The organism is Syntrophales bacterium (assembly GCA_035363115.1).
In the GTDB taxonomy this organism is placed as follows: domain Bacteria; phylum Desulfobacterota; class Syntrophia; order Syntrophales; family PHBD01; genus PHBD01.
In genome coordinates this window covers 73563-92479 of record DAOSEM010000006.1, presented here as the reverse complement: position 1 = coordinate 92479, position 18917 = coordinate 73563, and the positions used below count along the sequence as shown (strand labels likewise).

Here is an 18917-nt window from a genome sequence, read left to right as displayed (position 1 = left end):
ATGAACAGCCTGCCGTAAGGTTACAAAATAACGCGGGATTGCTCAGGATCTGCCTTCGGTCTGCCGCATCACCGATTCCCTGAAATCGCCGATGTATTTGTTAAAGCCGGTACCGAAAATCCTCGCGAACACCTTGTCGTGATCGCCGCCGTCCAGGAGCTCTTTCATGTACGCCAGGAATTTTTCCCGGCCGTATGTTGTCACCAGGGAATCGACGATGCAGGCAAACTCGGAATAGATAAAGGCGGTTCTGGATCCGGCGGTGATCCGGACCTGCTCTTCCTTGCCGGTTCCGTAGAATTCGGGCGGCATGAAATCGCCGTTTCGAATATGGCCGTACACCTGCTCCTTCGTGGGATACCAGGATGTGCCCATCTGGCCGGCACTGTAGACGGCGATGCCCTCCAGGAGCCATTTCGGATACCGGAAGGCATTGAGGAGGCCCGCGTTCTGGTAGATCAGGGCGTGGGACAGTTCATGCCTCAGGTAAATCTCCATGGAAATCAGGCCTTCCGAGGCTTCCTTCTGGGCCCATGGAGAAACGACGATGTCGCCGTTGTAAAGGGCGCAGAACCTGGCCTGCGACGGAGAGCGGTGGGCATAGGTCTTCCGGTCGCCGAAGAAGAAGATTCTCGGTTTTTTCCGGAATGAAAGGGTGTGAAACTCCTCCACCCGGCGGATGTGGGAGTCGATCTCCCCGAACCGGTCGAAGAGCGCGCCCCGCTCCACATGGATGACCGCCCGCTCGGTCTCGTGCCGCTCGAAGCCGACGACCACCGGGGAATACGGGAACAGCTTCCCGAACAGGAAGAGATATCCGAGCGCCGCCATGGCGGCGGCGACCATCAGGAACAGGATGGCTTTCTTCTTCATATCAAGCACCTGGGGAGCCGACCGGAACAAACGACAGCCCCTGCGCTTTCCCGCAGGGGCCGTCGTTCGGGTACTCACGGGCCCGGCTTATCTCCGGCCGTCTCTGTCACGGTTCCGATCGTCATCGCGGTCGCGGTTCCGGTCGTCCTTCTGGGGACCCTTTCCTCTGCCGCGGCCTCTGCCTCGATCGTCGTCCATGTCCCTGTCCCGGCGGTCCTGGCCCGGCCTGACCTGCCCCTGCGGCGGGGCGGCCTGCTTCACCGGCGGACCCGGGCGGTCGTCCCTGAACTGCTGCTGCCGGCTGCGCACAGGCGCCTGTGTCCGGGGCTGTTTTCCCTTCACGCCCCAATAGTTCGTCCTTTCCCAGTGCTTCTGGTTCTGCCAGCCGCGCCAGTTTCTCTCCATGTCGCCATGCGGGATGCGGCGCTGGTCCCAGTCGTACCCCTTCCAGCGGCGGTCGCGGAAATCCTTGCGCCACCCCGGAGGGACGCGCTTGTAGAAGGCGGGCGCCCGGTTGTAGTAAACCCAGTCCCTGTCGTAATACCGCGAGCGGTACCAGCGCCCCTCCCAGGGACGCCACCACCAGCCGTTGTAGAAGAAAATGTCCACATCGACGTCCGGAACGGCGTAGACATAGGTCTCGGGAATCACGATGACCTCCGGCGGAGCCGGGAACACGATGGGCGGCGGCAGCGGGATGCCGATGTTGATATTCACATCCACGTCCGCCGTGGCAAGGGACGGCGCTAGGATCAGCCATGCCGCCATGATCAGTATACACCCTGTCTTTTTCATCATTGGACCTCCTTCCTCCGCAAGCCTTCCCTCCCGCTCATGTTCCGCGGGGGCTTATTGTCCGGAACGGGCTTCCCGGTATTTCCGGTTAGCCGCTTCCTTTGCCTGCTGCCACTCTGCCTTCGCTTTTCGCTGGGCCAGCCTCAGATTCACCTTCGCCTCCCGGATCTGATCGAGACCGGCCTGCCTGACTTCCCTGGCCTTGCCGGTGGCGGATTCCTTGACGGATTTCATGTCCTCATTCGCCTGCCGGACGGCCTTCCGATAATCTTCCTTCGCCTTTTGAATCGCGTCGTTGAAGGCGACCCTCGCTTTTCTCATCTCCTCGTTGAACGTGCTCTTCGCGTCGGCGACGGTCTCTTTTGCCGATTTTACGGCCGTCTCCGCCGCCGAGGCGATGGGGAGAAAAAGAGCAGCCGACAGGATAATCATCGACACGGCGAGCCCCAGGATGATTCCGGCCGCCATGCCGTCCCTGGAACGGCTACGTTTTACACCCATGCAACGCATGCAGACACCTCCCTCCGTTGTGTCCTTCATTCCAGCCGCAGTGTCACTTTGGCCACGTAAAACGCCTCCGCCGCAAAAGCCTTGTAGTCCTTCTCCGACGTGTTCAGCTGCACCAGGTAGAGGATGTCCTTCTTTGCCCGCGGACCGGCTCCCGACTCGTCTTTGACCTTGAACCCCGTGATCCGGGACCAGTATGCCTTATCCTTTGGAACCTTGTAGGTGATCAGCATGTCCTTCAGCGTCGTCCTGGAGAGTTTGTATTCCCTGGATTGCAGAACGCTGAAACGGTGCCCTTTCAACAGGTGTTCCGCGGCCTTGTCCACGGCCTGCACATCGGACCAGTCCGCGGGAACGCGCACCGCGGTGATATAGATCGCGGCGAGAATATCGCTCTTGGGATTATTCGGCGTCCGGAAGCGGTGAAAGGCGCCGATCTCGACGAAGGTGCCGTCGTCCGGGAGCTCCGCGGGCTCCTTGATATTGATGGCCTTCCAGTCCTTCGGAAAGACCATCTCGAAACGGAAAAGCGGATTTTTCCTGTCCTTGAAGGCATGCTTTACGTATCTCTTGGCGAGATCCTCCTGTTTCAGATCGGGGAAATCGAAGGGGACCGTTTTGTCCTTTCCCGCCGCCTCCGCGCATGCCGTTGAGAGAACGAAGCAAAAGACCAGGAACCATGTGCATTTCTTCATCGCAACCTCCCTTCGTCAAAGGTCTAAACGACAACCATCCTCTGCGGATCGTCCGGATCGTAGCGGACGCTGATCACGTCGCCCGGCCGGGGGATGGCCACGCGGGAAACCAGGACGTTCGCCTTCACCTGGAAGGAACTGCCGTACGCGGGTTTGACCTTCACGGTCAGGGCGACCATGGGATCCATGTTCATGGTCAGGCCGGTGTCCTCGATGGCGAGGACCTCCGCCCGGGCCGAGGTTCCCTCGGTCAGGATCTTTTCCTGCCGGGGATTCGGTTTCATCATGAAGCGGGCATTCAGGTAGAAGACCAGCAGGGACACCAGCACGACGCCCAGGACGATCAGGGTGTGGGGCAGCGGCGGCTCTCCCAGGGGTACGAAGGCCATGACCAGCACGGCGCCGGCCATGAGGACGATCATGACGACAAACGGCATGAGGAAACGGAGCATGGAGTCCTCCTTTCGGTCAGGGCGGACCGATTCCACTGATCGGGATCGGGTGTTCGAGTGGAGCGATGCTGGATCGACGGGTCATGATTCGATGAATCTCCCAATCGAGTCCGGATGGCGATTCCCGGGGTCTTCATGTCGGGGCGGGGCATGAAGGCCGTCGGACGGTCTGTTCGGCGGCTCCCGGGCCTCGATGCGGTCTGCACGCCAAACGCATGATGGAAGAACTGCCTGACGACGCCACTCTTTTAGCGCATTTCCGGGTTGCCCGCAATGGGCGATGCTCCGCGGGGCTGGAGATGCGGCAGTCCCGCGGCCGGCCCCCTGGAGATGACATCCCGGGCAAACCGTCCCTTTCTCTTCCCCGGCCTCTTGTGCTACGTAAACCGCAAACCGGAGTAAGGAGTCAGACCTCTTTTCTTCGGCTTGTGGCAGGGGTGCCGGGCGCCGGCCAGGCCCTCAAATCTCGGTGGGAGGAGTCTTCATGTCCGTCAACGGTACTCAGGAAGTTTCCGGGAAAACGAATCCGCTGCGCGACGCGGCCACGGTCATCGTCGTGCGCAACGGCAGCAGGGGGCAGTACGAGATTTTCATGATGCGCAGGCACAGCAACCAGTCCTTCATGGGAGGCGCCTACGTGTTCCCCGGCGGCCGGCTCGACGAGGCGGACTGCGATCCGGCATTTTATCCCTTTATCGATGGCCTGGACGAGGGTGAGGCGGGCCGTTTTCTTCAGGAGCCGGACATCCCCGGTAAGACGGCCCTGGGACTTTGTGTGGCGGCGATTCGTGAGACCTTTGAAGAAGCGGGGGTGCTGCTCGCCTGCGGCAGCCGCGGCGAGGCGATTGATTTCAGCGACCCGGAAACGGCGGAGCGTTACCGTGTCCACCGACGGGCGCTCAACGAGAGAAAAACGACCTTCGCCGAGATCGTCCGGCGGGAAGACATCCGCCTCACCATGGATCGTCTGGTCCCCTTTTCCCACTGGATCACGCCGGACATCGAATCGAAACGGTTCGACACCCGCTTTTTCCTGGCCTGGCTGCCGGACTGCCAGGTGCCGGTGCACGACAACCGGGAACTTGTGGAATCGAGATGGCTCATGCCCGGGGAGGCCCTGGAGCTTCACGAGCGAAGAGAGATCGTCCTCATGCCGCCCACCCTCAAGAGCATGGAAGACCTGAATGGCTGGCGGACCGCCGGCGAGCTTATTGCGGCGGCCGGGCGGCGTGAGATTCGCACCATTCTGCCACAGGCCTTCACCGTTGCGGGAGGCTTCGGCGTGAAGTTGCCCCACGACAGCGAGTATACCATTCCGGGCTACAAGCAGCCCCACCGGCCCGGCGAGTCGTCCCGCATCGTCGTTCACGAGGGCATCTGGAAGACCGAGTGCGTCTGAGGGCCTTTCTTGACGACGGGTGGATGCCGGTCCGATCCTTCCGGTCGTGAATGCTATGCTCAGGGAGGGATTTTTCCTTGTTGGAACTGGATATTCCCGGCTTCGGGAAGCGGAAGCTTGTGCACCTGGTTCTCGACTTCAACGGAACCATCGCCCGTGACGGCCGCCTCATCCGCGGCGTCGGTGAAATTCTGGCGGATCTCGCAAGGGACTTCTCCGTCCACGTCCTCACGGCCGACACGTTCGGTGGTGTGCAGCGGGAGCTGGAGGGCGTTCCCTGCAGCGTGGCGATCCTCGAAAAAGAGGACCAGGCGCGGGCGAAGGCGGAATACGTCCGGGGACTTGTGCCCGGGGAAGCCGTCTGCATCGGAAACGGCCGCAACGACGCCCTGATGCTCCGGGAGGCGGCCCTGGGGATTGCCGTGATCCAGGAAGAGGGAGCCGCCGGGGAGACCCTTCTTGCGGCGGATGTCGTGGTGAGGGATATCCTGGACGCCCTCGATCTCCTGCGCCGGCCGCTGAGGCTTACCGCGACGCTCCGGTCCTGATTCGGCCGCGGCGGACAGGACTTCTTCCGTTTTCCCATGCGGTGCAGAGAAACCGGACGCGATGCCGGAGCGGAACCTTCCGCTCGCGCTCCTTTCCCTATGCGGGAACGATGGAGCCGTCCGAAAACGCCACAACCCGGTCGGCCACCCGCTCGACCTGTTCGAGGTAGTGGGAGACCACCAGGACCGTGTAGCGCTTCTTGAGCTCCAGGAGCAGATCCTCGATGACTTCCTTGGCCGTTCGATCCAGCGACGACGTGGGCTCGTCCATCAGCAGCACCTCCGGCTCGAGGACAAGCGACCGGGCGATGCAGAGACGCTGCTGCTGGCCCCCGGAAAGCTTGCGGGCGTCGTCGTTCAGCCGGTGCTTCACCTCATCCCACAGGTAGGCCATCTCCAGTGCCTCCCGTGCCTTCTCACGCATTGCCTCCCGGTCCCGGTTTCCTGCCAGCTTGAGGGGAAACGTGACGTTCCGGAGAATGCTCATGGGCAGGGGATTCGGGGTTTGAAAGACCATGGCCACGCGGCGGCGCAGATCCGTCACGGAGACGTCCCGCCGGTGGATATCGGTCCAGGCGCCACGAAGATGGATTTCCACCCGCCCGGTCAGGCGGGCGTCGGGATAACTCTCCCACAGCCGGTTCAGCGTGATGAGGAAGGTGGATTTGCCGGCACCGGAAGGACCCACGAGGGCGGTGACGGCGTTCTCTTCGAAGCGAACGGTCAGGTCCTTCAGGATGTGCCGGGTTCCATAGTGGAAATCGAGGTGCTCGACGTTTATTTTCATCGGTTCTGTCCCTTCACGGTTCAAGGACGGTAGAAGGCCAGGTAGGTCAGGCGCTTCTTGATCACGAACGCCAGCGCGAAGAGGAGGAGGCACAGGAGGAGCAGAATCAGGGCCGCCCCGTACCCTCGCATCAGCTCGTCGGGGTTGGAGTACTGCGAGGAGATGTAATAGATATAGAATGGAAGCGCTTCGTACGGCGAAAGCAGGGATTTCGGAACGCCCGCCGTGACCACCACCCCCGTCAGCATGATCACCGCCGTGTCCTCGGCGCAGCGGCCGATGGCGAGAATGACGCCGCTTACGATTCCGGAGAGGGACTTGGGAATCAGGACGTAGAAAAGGTTCTGCAGCTTCGTGGCGCCCAGGGAGAGGGCCGTCAGGCGGACGTCGGGCGAAAGGCCTTCCAGGGCCTCCTGCGTGGTCCGGATGATGTAGGGAAGAACGAGAAACGCCAGGGCCAGGCTCGACACGAGCAGGCACGGCTGGATGCTCCTGGAATAATGCTTGTGCAGGAAGAGAGCCAGGGCGAACCCGAAGAGGCCGACCAGGATGGAGGGAATGCCCGCAAGGATGTCGAAGACCAGGTTGAAAAAATTCTTCACACGGGGACGGGCGTACTCCGCCAGGTAGATGCCGGTGGCGATGCCGACGGGAACCGCCGCGGCGACGGAGAGGCACACCAGAAGGAGCGTGCCGGCCACGGCGGGGAAGAGGCCGTCGAAAACGGTCTGCTGAAGGAGAATCGCCTTCAGCGGCGGGGTCTCGCCGAAGATGAGTTTCAGGTTGACCGTCCCGGCTCCCTGGAAGACGACGTACGCCAGCAGGGAAAATACGGCGGCAAACAGGAGCATCCCCGAGAACCAGGAATACCAGACGACCAGCCTCTCCATTGTTCGGGTCATGCTGCGGTCTCCTTTTCTCCCAGGGTCAGATGCCGGACGGCGACGATGATGACCGTGATGAAGAGGTAGAGCACCAGGCCGCAGGCGAAGATGGACCGGAACTCGGGGCTCTCGTAGTCGGCGGCGATGACCAGGGCGATGTGGGCCGTCAGCGTCCGCACGGAGTCGAGCAGGGACCCCGGCACCTGGGCGGCGTTTCCGGCGATCATCAGCGAAATGAGCGTGTCGCCGGCCGCGCGGCCGAAGGCCAGGATGACCCCGATCAGGATCCCCTTCTTCGCGGAGGGGAGAACCACGTAGAGCAGCTTCTGCGCGGGATCCGCCCCGACGGAATCCGCGGCCAGGAGGTAGGCTCCGGGAACCCGGTCGAATCCGTCGCAGAAGAAGAGGATCATCGTCGGCGAGATCAGGATGCCCAGCATCATCGCCCCCGTCAGGAGGCACATTCCCGAGCCGGTCTGGAAGAACTCCCGGACAAGCGGCACCAGCAGGAAGATGCCGACGAAGCCGTAGATGACCGTGGGAATGCCTGTCATGAGCTGGACCATCCGCCGGAAGAAGACATTCGACGATCTCCGGCCGGTCAGGTGGATCAGGCAGGCGCACCCGAGGCTGAGGGGGAAGGCGAACAGCAGGCTCAAGCAGGAGATCCCCACGGTCGTGACGAGCATGGGGTAAATGCCGAAGATGCCTTGCCGCGGAACCCAGGGTTGGGTCAGCAGGCTGATGACACCGCCGCTTTTCAGCAGCGGGAAGGCCATGACCACCATGAAGCCGAGGATGAGCAGGGTGGCTGTGGCGCTGATCAAGGCGGAGAAGGCGAACGCCCTCTCCGCCAGGGTTTCCTTCCAGCCGCTCATGGATACGGGATGAAACCGTGCTTCTGGATCAGTTTCTGGCCTTCCGGCGTGTAGAGGTAATCGATGAACTTTTTCGTCAGGCCCCCGGCCTTGCCCCTGGTGTTGCTGTAAAGACCCCTTGCGATCTTGTACTGGCCCTGCTTGACGGTCTGGATGGTCGGAATCACACCGTCGAGCGACACGGGAGCCACCGTGCGGTCGATGTGGCCGACCGACACGTACCCGATGCCGTATGGATCCTGCGATACCGCCGACTTCATGGCCCCGTTGGAGACCACGACGTTGGAGCTGGGCGCGATTTTTCCCTTGTTCAGCGCCTTCTCCCAGAAGACCTCCCGGGTGCCGCTCGCTTCGTCGCGCGTGTACAGGTTGATCGGGCGGTCCTCGCCTCCCACGGCCTTCCAGCTTGTGATCCTGCCTGCGAAGATGTCCCCAACCTGGGACTTGCTCAGGGCCTTGACCCGATTCTTCGGGTTGACGACCACACCCACGCCGTCGACGGCCCACTGGTGCATCTGGAGCTGGTAGCGGGCAATCTCGTCATCGGTCGGCTTGCGGCCGCTGTTCCCGATGTTGACCAGGCCTTCTCCCACCTGCTTGATGCCCACCCCGGAGCCTCCGGCGGCGATGCTGATCCGGATCTCCGGAAAGGCGCTCATGATCCTCTGGGCTGCCTCTTTCATCACGGGAATGTGGGCCGTTCCCCCGGATATCTTCAGGGTCCCCTTTTCCCCTTTGAAGGCGTCGAGCTCTCCCGAAAGGACGGGCGCGGACAGGAAAAAGACGGAACAGACCACCGCGAAACAGATCGCCATGCTTCTTCTCATGCTTGATTCCTCCTTGATTCGTCGTTTGAGACGTTGTCTCCAGCAGTTGGTGCGTTCCTATATATAGGGATAATTCACAAGTCAAATCAGTATAATGCATAATATAGGGCGGATTATGCCATATGCTGATAGGGCCATCGGCCCGGGGAGCGGCACAGGATTTCCCCCGGCGGCCGCAGGAGATCCCGTGCCGCGGAATGGCAAGCGGCGCGCAGGCCATGCCGCCGTGCAGATCGTAAAAATGAGAATTTGACAGGAAGTATGTAACCATATATACGGTTACAAAAGGCGGGGAGTCATGCTCAAGAAAACGGATAAACGGTACAGTCGCTTCCGGTTCGATGCCGGCAGTGTGTCGCTCCATTTCGTGGCGACGGTCCGGCATCGCGGCTCGCATCCGCGTGACCTCCTGCCGTCTCCCGACTCACTGTCAAAATGGCTTGAACTCGCCGGTCTCGTCGCAACACCCATACGCTGCTCTGCGGATGATCACCGGGAAGCCCGCATTCTTCGGGAGGCCATTTACGACACGATCAGCGCCGTCATCCTGGGCCGGGCGCCGGCCGATGAGGACATCGACCGGATGAATCGGGCGGCCCGGTTTCCGATCCTGATACCCCAGCTTGGCAGGGGGGCGGACGAGGTCTCCTGGGAGGCCCCCGACCTGGAGAAGGCATGCCTGGGAATCATCGCCCGGGATGCGATCGCCCTGCTGGGAGAGGGAACAAGGGAGCGTCTCAAGCTCTGCTCGGGCGAGAGCTGCCGGATGCTCTACCTGGATACATCCCCGGGGAATCGTCGCCGGTGGTGTGCCATGTCGCTCTGCGGCAACCGGATGAAGGTGGCGGAACACAGGAGGCGCCGGCGGGATGGGAGCCGACGGGAAGCCGAAGATGAGCCGTGTGGACAGGATTCCTGATCCGGATCAACCGAAGAGAGGAGGTCTCTACCATGTGCCAGCAGTCGTTATTTACCGGTGTGAAAGCGTGTGTGTTCGATGCCTACGGAACCCTGTTCGATTTCAATTCTGCCGTCGGCAGGCACCGCGGGCGCCTTGGGGGCGCCGCCGATCAGGTGTCCGCCCTCTGGAGAACCAAGCAGCTGGAATATACGTGGCTGCGAAGCCTGATGGGCAGGCACGCGGACTTCTGGCAGGTCACCGGGGATGCACTGGATTATGCCCTGGACGCTGGTGGCATTGCCGATCGGGACCTGAGAAATGCGATCGTCGGCACCTACCTGGAGCTGGACTGCTACCCCGACGTCAAGCCGACCCTGGAGGCGCTGAAGGCCGGCGGCTGGAAGCTCGTCATCCTGTCCAACGGAACGCCGGACATGCTGTCTGCGGCCGTGAAGAGCAGCGGGCTCGACGATCTGGTCGATCCCATTCTCTCCGTCGAGGAGGTCGGAATCTACAAGCCGGATCCGCGAGTCTACGGGCTGGCTGTAGAACGGCTGGGCCTCCCGGCCAGGCAGATCGTCTTCCTTTCCGCAAATTCATGGGACGCTGTGGGGGCGGCGAACGCAGGTCTGCGGACGGCCTGGGTCAACCGGTTCAGCCAGCGCCGGGAGCGTCTCCCTGCACAGCCGGATGTGGAGATCAGCTCCCTGGCCTACCTGCTGCCGCTTCTTGGTTGCGAAGAAAAATAACCGAATGGTTCCAGGTTGGGGCGTAACAGGTTTACATATCTTTGATTTCAGATACCAACCTGTCAAACTGCTCCACATCGACCACCGGTGATGTGACAAAAGAGATCCCCGTCAGCTCCTTCAGCGCGATGGAGGCGGACAGCGCTTTTTCTATATCGGGGAAATCCAGCGTTAGAACAAGGTCGTGTTCTCCCAATACGGCATACATGGAGATGACTTTTCCGCCGTTCTTATTGATGATTCGGATGGCCTTTTTTGTACGTTCCGGTGAAGCCTTCTTGATTGCATCCGTCGAATATTTCCCAAACAACATAAATATCGGCATGTTGCAATCCCTCCTTTCTGTCGGCGTGGAAAGGTCTCCCACAAAAGAGGTCGTCTTCGTCACCGTCTCGTCTTTTTCATCCCTTTTTCTTTTCCCGCTTTGCCTGTTTCTTTTCTTTTGCCGTTTTCAGTGGTTTTTTCTTCTCCGCTTTCTGTGCATCCTGTGACTTTGCCATGTCGGTATCCTCCTTGGACATTTCATATGACGCTGCTGCGCCATGTTTCCTTCTCACGGTCGAACCTGCAGGGTTATGGAGCCGGAATTTGAATGTTTTCGATTATATCGGGGACGCAAACGGTGTGTCAATGGATATGTTGTCCGTCGTCCGGCGCGGCGTGCATCTGTTTAAAATGGAAGCCCTGCATATTCCCGGTCGCCCGGCTATGCGCTGATCTCGATACCGTGTCCCGTGTCGTCGGTGAGGATCTCGAAGGCCGCCCGGTTCAAGGTGGCCAGGGTTTCCGTGGCTGCGGCCCCCTTGCGCGTGACACGGATCTCGCAGGCGGCGATCTTGGTGTTCAGGCAGTGCTTGCCGCCGCCGGGCGGGTTGTAATAGTTCAGGCCGATGAAGGCCTCCCGGGGCGCGGAGAGGGTGCCTTCCAGGCGGACGGCGTCCGTCTCCGAACGGAAGGTCCAGGTGAAGTAATCAAACCTGCCGCGGGCACGGAACATCTGCAAAAATCCGTTGAGGGCGATTTCCTCCCCCCTGTGGCGGAGGACCAGCGGCGTCAGGTACGGCGTCCAGAACGGGCCGATCCGGACACGCGCGGTGGCGATCTCCAGGAAGCTGTCCGGGTGGGTATCGAAGCCCGCCACCTGGCCCCAGGCGTATTGGTCCGTGTGTTTGCTGCCCCAGTTGTGATTCTGGCTGCCGACCCAGTCGGTAACGGCGACCTCTCGCCCGTCCACGGCGAGCACCCCGCTGTAGACGGCCATGGGCATCCCCACCAGGCTTTTCGCCTTTGGGAAGCCGGCCTCGTAGGAGTTCAGCGGCAGCAGGAAGAGAGGATCCATCCGCCCTGAAAACCGGAGATCCCAGGAAATCCGGTGACCGCCGGAGGCCGCATCGCCCTTCAAGCCGGCTTCGTCCAGAACGGCGTCCGCCACCCTGGCCGACAAGACCTCTTCGCTGAAGGCGCACTCACGGAAGGGAACCTCCTTCTTGACTGCCGTGTGGCTGCCCGTCTCACCGTCGAACCAGACGGCCCAGAGCTCGCCGATGGCGTCCCCGGGGCGGTCCTGGGGGCTGAAGATGGTGTAGCGGATCCAGAAGGCCAGGGGGCGCGTCGGGTGGTTCGCCCGCTGGAAGAAGCTCTCGTAGTGTCCTTTCCGTTGGCCCGGCCGGTAGCGGGTCCGGTTGGCGCGGCTCCGGTCCATCTCCATGGTCGATGTCCCCCTTCCGGTGAAAAAGCAAATTGGATTTCAGACGTGTCCGGAAAAACCGGATCCTGTAATTTATAACGGGACGGTCGGAACGCGAAATGCCCTGTATCGACAGCCGGCGGAATCTGTTTGCGGATGATTTTGGCCAATCATGATCTCACCTGCTTTTTTAGAGGGGGAGGGAAGGGGGGAAGCGAAGGGAGACCGTCGTGCCGTGCCCCAGGCGGCTGTCGATGAGCATGGAGCCGCCGTGGGCGGCCACAATGTGCTTGACGATGGAAAGACCCAGGCCTGTGCCGCCCATCTCCCGGGAGCGGGTCCGGTCCACCCGGTAGAACCGCTCGCCGATCCGGCTGATTTCACCCTCGGGGATGCCGATCCCGGTGTCGCTGATCCGGACGATCGTCCATCCGGTGGCGTCGGTCTCCGCGGAAATACGGATCTTTCCCTCCTCCGGCGTGAACTTCACGGCGTTGTCCAGGACGTTGAGGAGGGCTTGAACCAGCCGGTCCCGGTCGGCCCGCAGGGGAGACATCTCCGGCGGGATTTCCCGATTCAGGGTGAGCCGCTTCTGCCGGATCCGCTCTTCCAGCATCGGCAGGATCTGGTCCAGGGCCTCGCCGAGGGGAACCTCCTCGAAGGAAAACCGTGTCTCCCCGAGTTCGATGTTGGACAGCGTCATCAGGTCGTCCAGGAGACGATTCAGCCGCCGGGCCTGCTCCTCGATGATTGCCAGGAATCTTGCGGCCTGCTCCGGGTCTTCCACGTCGCCGCTCCGGAGCGTCTCCACGAATCCCAGGATGGCCGTCAGGGGCGTGCGGATCTCGTGGGCCATGTTGGCGACGAAGTCGATCCGCATCTGCTCCAGCCGCTTCATCCGCGTCACGTCGTGGAAGACGAAGACCGTCTTTTCCTCCCCGGGATCTCCCTGCACCGGGTCGATGCTGACATCCAGGACGAGGGAATGCTGCGTCCCCAGGATCAGCTCCCCTGTCTGCGGCTCGTTTGTCTTCCGGAACTCCTCGAACAGGTTTTGCAGATCGATGTTCCGGAAGGCCTCCATCAGGGTCTTGCCGGTCACGTCCCCGTAGCGTTCCGCGATCATGGAACGGAACGCCCGGTTATAGCCCTCAATCCGTCCGCCTGCATCCAGGAGCATGACCCCTTCGCTCATTCCGGCGAAGGTGGCAATGAGCTTCGCCCGCTCATCGCGCAGCTCCGCGACCTGCCCCCGCAGCTCCTCCACCAGGTGGTTGATGTTTTCCCCCAGGAGCTTCATCTCGTCGGATCCCCGGACAATCAGGTTGCCGGAGAGCTCGCCATGCCGCAGCCGTTCGGTGAAGAGCTCCATCTCCCGGATCGGGGCCGCAAAACGCCAGGAGAAGAAAGCCGCCAGGAAGAGGGACGCCGCCAGGGCCAGCAGGCCCGTGGCGAGCAGGGATTCCTGGAGGTTTTTGAGGGATGTGCGGACCTCCGTGAGGGGCAGGGCGAGGCGGATGAAACCGGTCTCCCCTGCGCCGGCCCTGATCGGGAAAGCCACGTAGAGCATGTCCACGCCCAAGGTCTGGCTGTAGCGGACGGCCCGCCCCTTGCCGCGCAGGCGCGCTTCCTGGATCTCCGGACGGTCCAGGTGGGTCTGCATGATTCCATCGTGCCTCGCCGAGTCCGCCAGGACCTTTCCCGAGGCGTCCACGACGGTGACCCGCGCACCGGTGATGCGGGCCAGGTCGTCCACCTGGAGGACGACCTGGGACAGTGTGCCCAGGTCGATGATGTGCGCGTAGGCCGTCAGTGTCACCTCGTTCCGCTCCAGGGAGGTCTCCCGGATCTGCCGGCTCAGCAGGGCGTAAATCATCCCGAACGTCAACAGGACGATGACGACGTACGATGCAAGCGTGCGGAAGAACAGCCTGTTTTTCATTATCCGTTTCGGTCCGGGCATTGGGGGATCTGGTGGCGGACGCTCTGGCCTGTCACCATGTAGATGACCATGTCGGCGACGCCCTTGGCGTGGTCGGCGATCCGCTCCAAGTTCTTGGAGATCTGCATGATCAGGAGCGCCCGGTGGATCGTCCGGGGGTCCTCCATCATGAAGGTCAGGAGCTCGCGGAAGATCTGGTCGTTCAGGCAGTCCACCGCGCTTTCCTCCTGGCGGACCTCTTCCGCCAGGGGGCAGTCTTCCCGGACGAGTGCGTCCAGGCTTTTCTGGATCATCCTCCGGGTGATCTCGGCCATCCGGGGCAGGTCGATGTAGGGCTTGAGCTGGGGCTCGTCGTTGAGAATGATGGCCTTCTGGGCGATGTTGACGGCCATGTCGCCGATCCGCTCCAGGTGGCCGTTGATCTTGATGGACGTCGTGATGAAGCGCAGGTCCTTGGCGGCGGGCTGGCGGAGGGCGAGGAGGCGGATGCATTTCTCCTCCAGCTCCATGTCCAGGGCGTCGATCCGGTCATCCTCGGCGATGACCCGGCGGGCCAGCAGGGAATCCCTCTCCAGGAGCGCCCCCATGGCCTGCTCGATGGCCTTCTCCGTGAGGGCCCCGATGTAAAGCAGGCCTTCCTTGACCTCCCGGAGCTCCCGCTCGTAATGGGTGCTGGTGTGCCTCTTCTCCTCCATGGCCACGCTCCTCCTCTCAGCCGAACCGGCCGGTGATGTAGTCTTCCGTCTGCTTCACGTCGGGTTTCGTGAAGATCGTTTCCGTCGCGTTGAACTCGATCAGCTTTCCCAGGTAGAAGAACCCCGTGAAGTCCGAGACGCGGGCCGCCTGCTGCATGTTGTGCGTGACGATGATGATGGTATACGTCTTTTTCAGCTCTTCGATCAACTCCTCGATTCTCGCCGTCGAGATGGGGTCGAGGGCCGAGGTCGGCTCGTCCATGAGGAGGATGTCCGGCTTCATTGCCAGGGCCCGGGCGATGCAGAGGCGTTGCTGCTGGCCGCCGGAGAGCATCATGGCCGACTGGCCGAGGATGTCCTTCACTTCGTCCCAGAGCACCGCCTGCCGGAGGCTATGCTCCACCAGGGCCTCCAGATCCCCCTTGCCGCTGACCCCCGCCAGGCGGGGACCATAGGTGATGTTGTTGAAGATCGACTTCGGGAAGGGGTTGGGCTTCTGGAAGACCATGCCGATCCGGCGGCGGACCTCCACGGGATCCACGTCCGGGTCGTAGATGTTCCGGCCCTCGAAGAGGATCCGGCCCTCCACCCGGGACCCGTCGATGAGGTCGTTCATCCGGTTGAGGAGCCGGAGCAGCGTGGACTTCCCGCATCCGGAGGGGCCGATAAGGGCCGTGACCCGGTTCGTTTCGAAGGCCATGCTGACGTCCGTCAGGGCCTTGAAGGACCCGTAGTAGAAGTTGATGTCCTCCGCCCGGATGATGATCCGGTCTGCCTGATTTACCATTTTTTTCTCCTTCGGATGGCCGCCCGGATCAGGATGGCCACGAGGTCGATCCCGAGGACAAGGAGGATGAGGACGAGCACGGTCCCGTACTGGAGGGGCCGCGTCTCCTCGATGTGGGTCCCCGCCGTCGCCAGCACGTAGATGTGGTAGGGAAGCGCCATGACCTCGTCGAAGATCGAGGAGGGCAGCTTGGCGGTAAAGAAGGCCGCCGCCGTGAACATGATGGGCGCCGTCTCGCCGGCCGCCCGGCCGAGGCCGAGGATGGACCCCGTCAGGATACCCGGCAGGGCCGACGGCAGGACGATGCGCCAGATGGTCTGCCACTTCGACACGCCCAGTGCCAGCGACGCCTCCCGGAACGTCTGGGGGACCGACTTCAGGGCCTCCTCCGAGGCGCCGATGATCGTCGGCAGGATCAGGAATCCCAGGGTCAGCGAGCCTGCCAGGATGGAGGACCCGAACTTGAGGGAGACCACGAAGAGGCCGAGGCCGAAGAGGCCGAAGACGACCGACGGCACTCCCGCGAGGCAGTTGATGCCGATGCGGATGATCCGGATGACCGGCCCCTGCTTGGCGTATTCGGTCAGGTACACCGCCGAGACGATCCCCAGCGGAAGCCCCACCAGGATGGCGCCGACGGTGAGGTAGAAGGTCCCGACGATGGCCGGCATGATCCCGCCCTTCGTCATGGCGTCCCGGGGGGGCTGGGTGATGAACTCCCAGCTCAGCGCCCCGATCCCGTGAACGACGATGTAGGCCAGGATGCCGCACAGGGCGAGGGCGAGGACGAAGGCCGACAGGCGGACGAGCCCGAAAAAGACATGCTGCTTGACGTATCGATACCGGAGGGAGGACGTGGTCATAGCGTTCCCGATCCGACCTCCTTGAATTTGTTGGATATGTAATCCGCCACCAGGTTGAAGGCCAGGGTGATGAAGAAGAGCACGATGCCCGTGGCGAACAGGGCCTGGTAGTGGGCGCTCCGGAACGGCGCCTCGCCCATCTCCGCGGCGATGCTGGCGGGCATCGGCCGGACCGAATCGAAGAGGCTCTCCGGGATGGCGGCGGCGCCACCGGCGACCATCAGCACTACCATGGTCTCCCCGATGGCCCGGGACATCCCGAGGATGACCGCCGTTGAGATCCCCGAGAGGGCCGACGGGATGACCACCCGGAGGATGGTCTCATGGGTCGTCGCCCCGAGGGCGTAGGAAGCCTCCTTGTATTCACGGGGGACGGCGTACAGGGCGTCCTCGGAGATGCTCGCGATGGTGGGGACCGCCATCAGGGCGAGGATCATGGAAGCATTGATGATGTTGAGCCCCGTGGGCAGGTCGAAGGTGTCCTGGAGCCAGGGCGCCACCACGACCATGCCGAAGAAGCCCAGGACCACCGAGGGAAGCCCCGCCAGAAGCTCGATGATGGACTTGAAGACGTCCTTGACGAGGCCGGGCGCCACCTCGGCGATGTATACGGCCGTCAGGATCCCCACGGGAATGGCGATGATCGTCGCCAGGACCGTCACGATGACGGAACCGACGATCAGCGGCCAGATCCCGAAGGAGGGCGGATCGTACGTCGGATACCACTCCATTCCGAAGAGGAAGTCCTTCACGGACACCTGCTTGAAGATGGGCAGTCCCTCCCGGAAGAGGGACACGACGATCAGTCCCAGGATCAGGATCGATATGAGGGCGAAGGAAAAGAAGACCGCCCGGATGGCGGCCTCCTTCTGTTTCCGGTTCATCGTTTCTTTCCTGCTCTATTTCTTTTTGCCCTTCCCGGCCGGGGCGGCTCCCTGGATCGGCACGAAACCCTCGCCAGCCACGATCTTCTGGCCCGTCGGGCTCTTGATGAAGGCAATGAACTTTGCCGTCTCACCCGCAGGCTCGCCGTTGGTGTACATGTAGAGCTCCCTGGACATGGGGTACTGCCTTGAGAGGGCCGTCTCCGGGGTTGCCTGGACGCCCGCCACCGCGAGGGCCTTCACCCCCTTCTTCACGTAGCCCATCCCGAGGTAGCCGATGCTGTAACGGTTCTTCGAGACGGCGGTGTAGACGGCGCCGTTGGAGGCCAGCATCTGGGCCCGGGGGGAGACCTTGGCCTTCTTCATGACGAAATGATCCCAGGACTCGAAGGTTCCCGACGAGGAGTCGCGGGAGATGGCGACGATCCGCATGTCCTTGCCGCCCACTTCCTTCCAGTTGGTGATCTTTCCCTGGTAGATCAGGCTTAGCTGCTCGACGGTCAGGCCCTGGACCGGGTTTGACGGGTGAACGACAGGCACGAGGGCGTCGAAGGCGACCACGTGGGCGACGGGCTGGACGCCCTTCTTTGCGGCCAGGGCGATCTCCTCCTTCTTGATCTCCCGGGAGGAGTTCCCGATGTCCGCCGTCTTGTCGACGATGGCCTTGATGCCTTCCCCGGAGCCGCCGCCCGACAGGGAGATCTGTACCCCGGGATGGGCCTTCATGTAGGTTTCCAGAGCCCTCTGAGCGATGGGCAGGACCGTGGTGGATCCCTTGATGACGATGTTCTCCGCGGCGAGTACGGGTGCTGCCGCGACCAGGCAGCACACGATCGCCAGGGCTGCCGCTTTCCGGATGTTCATGATGTCCTCCTTCATGGTTGATGGGGGCAATCTATGGGAACATTGTTACAGGAGGATGACAGCGCGATGAAAGATAGGTGACGTCTGGATCCTATTCCGGGACACCGTCGGCCAGGCGGTATCCGATCCCCCGGACCGTCTGGATCAGCCGCGGCTTTTCCGGATTTTCCTCGATGCGGGCGCGCAGGCGCTTGATGTGGACGTCCACGGTGCGGGGCTCGACGTAGACCTCGTCTCCCCAGACCTGGTCCAGGATCTGTTCCCGGGTGTAGACCCGGCCGGGCCGGCGGGCGAGGAAGGCGAGAAGCCGGAGTTCCTTGGCGCTCAGCTCCACCCGGCGGCCGCCGACAAAAACCTCGCAGGTGGACAGGTTGACTCGGAGCGGGCCGCCTTCGATGATCTCTTCCGGCGTTTTTTCCTGATCCGTCCGCCGGCGGAGGACGGCCCGGACCCGGGCGGCGAGCTCCCGGACGCTGAAGGGTTTCGTCACGTAGTCGTCGGCCCCCATCTCCAGGCCCAGCACCCGGTCCATTTCCTCGCCCTTGGCGGTGACCATGATGATGGGAAGGGATGCCGTGCGGGGGTCTTTTCGAAGGATCCGGCAGAGATCGAGCCCCGGAATGCCCGGCAGCATCAGGTCCAGGAGAAGCAGGTCCGGCCTTCCGCTCCGGGCGAGCTCCAGGGCGGTCTCGCCGTCGTAGGCTTTCAGGACCGGAAACCCCTCCTTCTCCAGGTTGAAGGCGATCAGTTCCACGATGTCTTTTTCATCATCGGCGATGAGGATCCGTGCCGCCATGAAGTGCGCTCTCCCTTTATCGAATGATTCGACCTTGGGTCGGGCTGCATTATACAGAAGAGGAACGATTCTCTCAATCGGGTCCTTCCGGTTCGGGCGGGACG

Annotated in this window: 22 protein-coding genes; 4 read left to right on the top strand and 18 right to left on the bottom strand. The window is 62.3% G+C overall.

Annotation, left to right across the window (positions count from 1 at the left end; genetic code table 11):
* Window positions 1-42: 42 nt before the first annotated feature.
* From PLO63_12490 to PLO63_12470, 5 genes are all read right to left on the bottom strand, one after another.
* A complete protein-coding gene (locus PLO63_12490) occupies window positions 43-873 on the bottom strand; it encodes a hypothetical protein (GenBank protein ID HOI74953.1) in 831 nt (276 codons plus the stop codon).
* 87 nt (window positions 874-960) lie between these two features.
* Window positions 961-1671, bottom strand: coding sequence for a hypothetical protein (locus PLO63_12485; GenBank protein ID HOI74952.1), 711 nt, complete (start codon window positions 1669-1671; stop codon window positions 961-963).
* Between the two features lie 51 nt (window positions 1672-1722).
* Window positions 1723-2169, bottom strand: coding sequence for a hypothetical protein (locus tag PLO63_12480; GenBank protein HOI74951.1), 447 nt, complete (start codon window positions 2167-2169; stop codon window positions 1723-1725).
* Between the two features lie 35 nt (window positions 2170-2204).
* A complete protein-coding gene (locus PLO63_12475) occupies window positions 2205-2870 on the bottom strand; it encodes a hypothetical protein (protein ID HOI74950.1) in 666 nt (221 codons plus the stop codon).
* Window positions 2871-2893: 23 nt separating this feature from the next.
* Window positions 2894-3322: a hypothetical protein gene (locus tag PLO63_12470; GenBank protein HOI74949.1), complete on the bottom strand. Its 429-nt coding sequence runs from the start codon at window positions 3320-3322 to the stop codon at window positions 2894-2896.
* Between the two features lie 484 nt (window positions 3323-3806).
* Here PLO63_12470 and PLO63_12465 point away from each other — a divergent pair, with 484 nt between their 5' ends.
* Together PLO63_12465 and PLO63_12460 are read left to right on the top strand one after the other, a co-directional pair.
* A complete protein-coding gene (locus PLO63_12465) occupies window positions 3807-4721 on the top strand; it encodes a hypothetical protein (GenBank protein HOI74948.1) in 915 nt (304 codons plus the stop codon).
* Between the two features lie 77 nt (window positions 4722-4798).
* Window positions 4799-5269 carry a hypothetical protein gene (locus PLO63_12460; GenBank protein HOI74947.1) on the top strand — a complete coding sequence of 157 codons (471 nt, stop codon included), beginning with the start codon at window positions 4799-4801 and terminating at the stop codon, window positions 5267-5269.
* A 97-nt stretch (window positions 5270-5366) separates the two neighbouring features.
* Here PLO63_12460 and PLO63_12455 read toward each other — a convergent pair whose 3' ends face one another.
* The 4 genes from PLO63_12455 to PLO63_12440 are packed head-to-tail and all read right to left on the bottom strand — an operon-like array spanning window position 5367 to window position 8645.
* Entirely contained in the window at window positions 5367-6056 is a 690-nt protein-coding gene (locus PLO63_12455; protein ID HOI74946.1) for an ATP-binding cassette domain-containing protein, read from the bottom strand.
* Between the two features lie 20 nt (window positions 6057-6076).
* Window positions 6077-6958 (bottom strand): phosphate ABC transporter permease PstA, encoded by an 882-nt coding sequence (gene pstA / locus PLO63_12450; protein ID HOI74945.1) that lies wholly within the window; start codon window positions 6956-6958, stop codon window positions 6077-6079.
* A complete protein-coding gene (locus tag PLO63_12445; GenBank protein HOI74944.1) occupies window positions 6955-7818 on the bottom strand; it encodes an ABC transporter permease subunit in 864 nt (287 codons plus the stop codon). Before PLO63_12445 ends, pstA (PLO63_12450) begins: the two co-directional genes overlap by 4 nt.
* Entirely contained in the window at window positions 7815-8645 is an 831-nt protein-coding gene (locus tag PLO63_12440) for a phosphate ABC transporter substrate-binding protein (GenBank protein HOI74943.1), read from the bottom strand. Before PLO63_12440 ends, PLO63_12445 begins: the two co-directional genes overlap by 4 nt.
* 298 nt (window positions 8646-8943) lie before the next feature.
* On the opposite strand from PLO63_12440, the gene PLO63_12435 reads away from it, so the two are divergent.
* Together PLO63_12435 and PLO63_12430 are read left to right on the top strand one after the other, a co-directional pair.
* The gene (locus PLO63_12435; GenBank protein HOI74942.1) at window positions 8944-9564 is read left to right on the top strand and encodes a CGNR zinc finger domain-containing protein; all 621 of its coding nucleotides are present in this window, start codon (window positions 8944-8946) and stop codon (window positions 9562-9564) included.
* Between the two features lie 32 nt (window positions 9565-9596).
* Complete coding sequence (locus PLO63_12430) at window positions 9597-10295, top strand: haloacid dehalogenase type II (protein HOI74941.1); 699 nt, start codon at window positions 9597-9599, stop codon at window positions 10293-10295.
* A 31-nt stretch (window positions 10296-10326) separates the two neighbouring features.
* Here the strand turns inward: PLO63_12430 and PLO63_12425 are convergent, their stop codons facing one another.
* The 9 genes from PLO63_12425 to PLO63_12385 form a co-directional block, all read right to left on the bottom strand.
* Window positions 10327-10620, bottom strand: coding sequence for a GYD domain-containing protein (locus PLO63_12425; protein ID HOI74940.1), 294 nt, complete (start codon window positions 10618-10620; stop codon window positions 10327-10329).
* A gap of 381 nt (window positions 10621-11001) precedes the next feature.
* Window positions 11002-12003 (bottom strand): hypothetical protein, encoded by a 1002-nt coding sequence (locus tag PLO63_12420; GenBank protein HOI74939.1) that lies wholly within the window; start codon window positions 12001-12003, stop codon window positions 11002-11004.
* A gap of 169 nt (window positions 12004-12172) precedes the next feature.
* Complete coding sequence (locus PLO63_12415) at window positions 12173-13924, bottom strand: ATP-binding protein (protein ID HOI74938.1); 1752 nt, start codon at window positions 13922-13924, stop codon at window positions 12173-12175.
* Window positions 13924-14619, bottom strand: coding sequence for a phosphate signaling complex protein PhoU (gene phoU / locus PLO63_12410; protein ID HOI74937.1), 696 nt, complete (start codon window positions 14617-14619; stop codon window positions 13924-13926). The genes PLO63_12415 and phoU overlap by 1 nt, the downstream gene beginning before the upstream one ends.
* Before the next feature lie 16 nt (window positions 14620-14635).
* Window positions 14636-15406 carry a phosphate ABC transporter ATP-binding protein PstB gene (gene pstB / locus PLO63_12405; GenBank protein ID HOI74936.1) on the bottom strand — a complete coding sequence of 257 codons (771 nt, stop codon included), beginning with the start codon at window positions 15404-15406 and terminating at the stop codon, window positions 14636-14638.
* Window positions 15400-16269 (bottom strand): phosphate ABC transporter permease PstA, encoded by an 870-nt coding sequence (pstA, locus tag PLO63_12400; protein HOI74935.1) that lies wholly within the window; start codon window positions 16267-16269, stop codon window positions 15400-15402. The genes pstB and pstA (PLO63_12400) overlap by 7 nt, the downstream gene beginning before the upstream one ends.
* On the bottom strand, window positions 16266-17153 hold the full coding sequence (gene pstC, locus PLO63_12395) for a phosphate ABC transporter permease subunit PstC (GenBank protein HOI74934.1): 888 nt from the start codon (window positions 17151-17153) through the stop codon (window positions 16266-16268). The genes pstA (PLO63_12400) and pstC overlap by 4 nt, the downstream gene beginning before the upstream one ends.
* A 15-nt stretch (window positions 17154-17168) precedes the next feature.
* Complete coding sequence (locus PLO63_12390) at window positions 17169-18017, bottom strand: phosphate ABC transporter substrate-binding protein (protein ID HOI74933.1); 849 nt, start codon at window positions 18015-18017, stop codon at window positions 17169-17171.
* A gap of 91 nt (window positions 18018-18108) precedes the next feature.
* Window positions 18109-18813, bottom strand: coding sequence for a winged helix-turn-helix domain-containing protein (locus PLO63_12385; GenBank protein HOI74932.1), 705 nt, complete (start codon window positions 18811-18813; stop codon window positions 18109-18111).
* Window positions 18814-18917 lie beyond the last annotated feature (104 nt).

Excerpts from the sequence above, each read along its gene's own strand:
- PLO63_12490 (HOI74953.1), bottom strand. The coding sequence starts at position 873 with ATGAAGAAGAAAGCCATCCTGTTCCTGATGGTCGCCGCCGCCATGGCG.
- PLO63_12485 (HOI74952.1), bottom strand. The coding sequence starts at position 1,671 with ATGATGAAAAAGACAGGGTGTATACTGATCATGGCGGCATGGCTGATC.
- PLO63_12480 (HOI74951.1), bottom strand. The coding sequence starts at position 2,169 with ATGGGTGTAAAACGTAGCCGTTCCAGGGACGGCATGGCGGCCGGAATC.
- PLO63_12475 (HOI74950.1), bottom strand. The coding sequence starts at position 2,870 with ATGAAGAAATGCACATGGTTCCTGGTCTTTTGCTTCGTTCTCTCAACG.
- PLO63_12470 (HOI74949.1), bottom strand. The coding sequence starts at position 3,322 with ATGCTCCGTTTCCTCATGCCGTTTGTCGTCATGATCGTCCTCATGGCC.
- PLO63_12465 (HOI74948.1), top strand. The coding sequence starts at position 3,807 with ATGTCCGTCAACGGTACTCAGGAAGTTTCCGGGAAAACGAATCCGCTG.
- PLO63_12455 (HOI74946.1), bottom strand. The coding sequence starts at position 6,056 with ATGAAAATAAACGTCGAGCACCTCGATTTCCACTATGGAACCCGGCAC.
- pstA (HOI74945.1), bottom strand. The coding sequence starts at position 6,958 with ATGACCCGAACAATGGAGAGGCTGGTCGTCTGGTATTCCTGGTTCTCG.
- PLO63_12445 (HOI74944.1), bottom strand. The coding sequence starts at position 7,818 with ATGAGCGGCTGGAAGGAAACCCTGGCGGAGAGGGCGTTCGCCTTCTCC.
- PLO63_12440 (HOI74943.1), bottom strand. The coding sequence starts at position 8,645 with ATGAGAAGAAGCATGGCGATCTGTTTCGCGGTGGTCTGTTCCGTCTTT.
- PLO63_12435 (HOI74942.1), top strand. The coding sequence starts at position 8,944 with ATGCTCAAGAAAACGGATAAACGGTACAGTCGCTTCCGGTTCGATGCC.
- PLO63_12430 (HOI74941.1), top strand. The coding sequence starts at position 9,597 with ATGTGCCAGCAGTCGTTATTTACCGGTGTGAAAGCGTGTGTGTTCGAT.
- PLO63_12425 (HOI74940.1), bottom strand. The coding sequence starts at position 10,620 with ATGCCGATATTTATGTTGTTTGGGAAATATTCGACGGATGCAATCAAG.
- PLO63_12420 (HOI74939.1), bottom strand. The coding sequence starts at position 12,003 with ATGGAGATGGACCGGAGCCGCGCCAACCGGACCCGCTACCGGCCGGGC.
- PLO63_12415 (HOI74938.1), bottom strand. The coding sequence starts at position 13,924 with ATGAAAAACAGGCTGTTCTTCCGCACGCTTGCATCGTACGTCGTCATC.
- phoU (HOI74937.1), bottom strand. The coding sequence starts at position 14,619 with ATGGAGGAGAAGAGGCACACCAGCACCCATTACGAGCGGGAGCTCCGG.
- pstB (HOI74936.1), bottom strand. The coding sequence starts at position 15,406 with ATGGTAAATCAGGCAGACCGGATCATCATCCGGGCGGAGGACATCAAC.
- pstA (HOI74935.1), bottom strand. The coding sequence starts at position 16,269 with ATGACCACGTCCTCCCTCCGGTATCGATACGTCAAGCAGCATGTCTTT.
- pstC (HOI74934.1), bottom strand. The coding sequence starts at position 17,153 with ATGAACCGGAAACAGAAGGAGGCCGCCATCCGGGCGGTCTTCTTTTCC.
- PLO63_12390 (HOI74933.1), bottom strand. The coding sequence starts at position 18,017 with ATGAACATCCGGAAAGCGGCAGCCCTGGCGATCGTGTGCTGCCTGGTC.
- PLO63_12385 (HOI74932.1), bottom strand. The coding sequence starts at position 18,813 with ATGGCGGCACGGATCCTCATCGCCGATGATGAAAAAGACATCGTGGAA.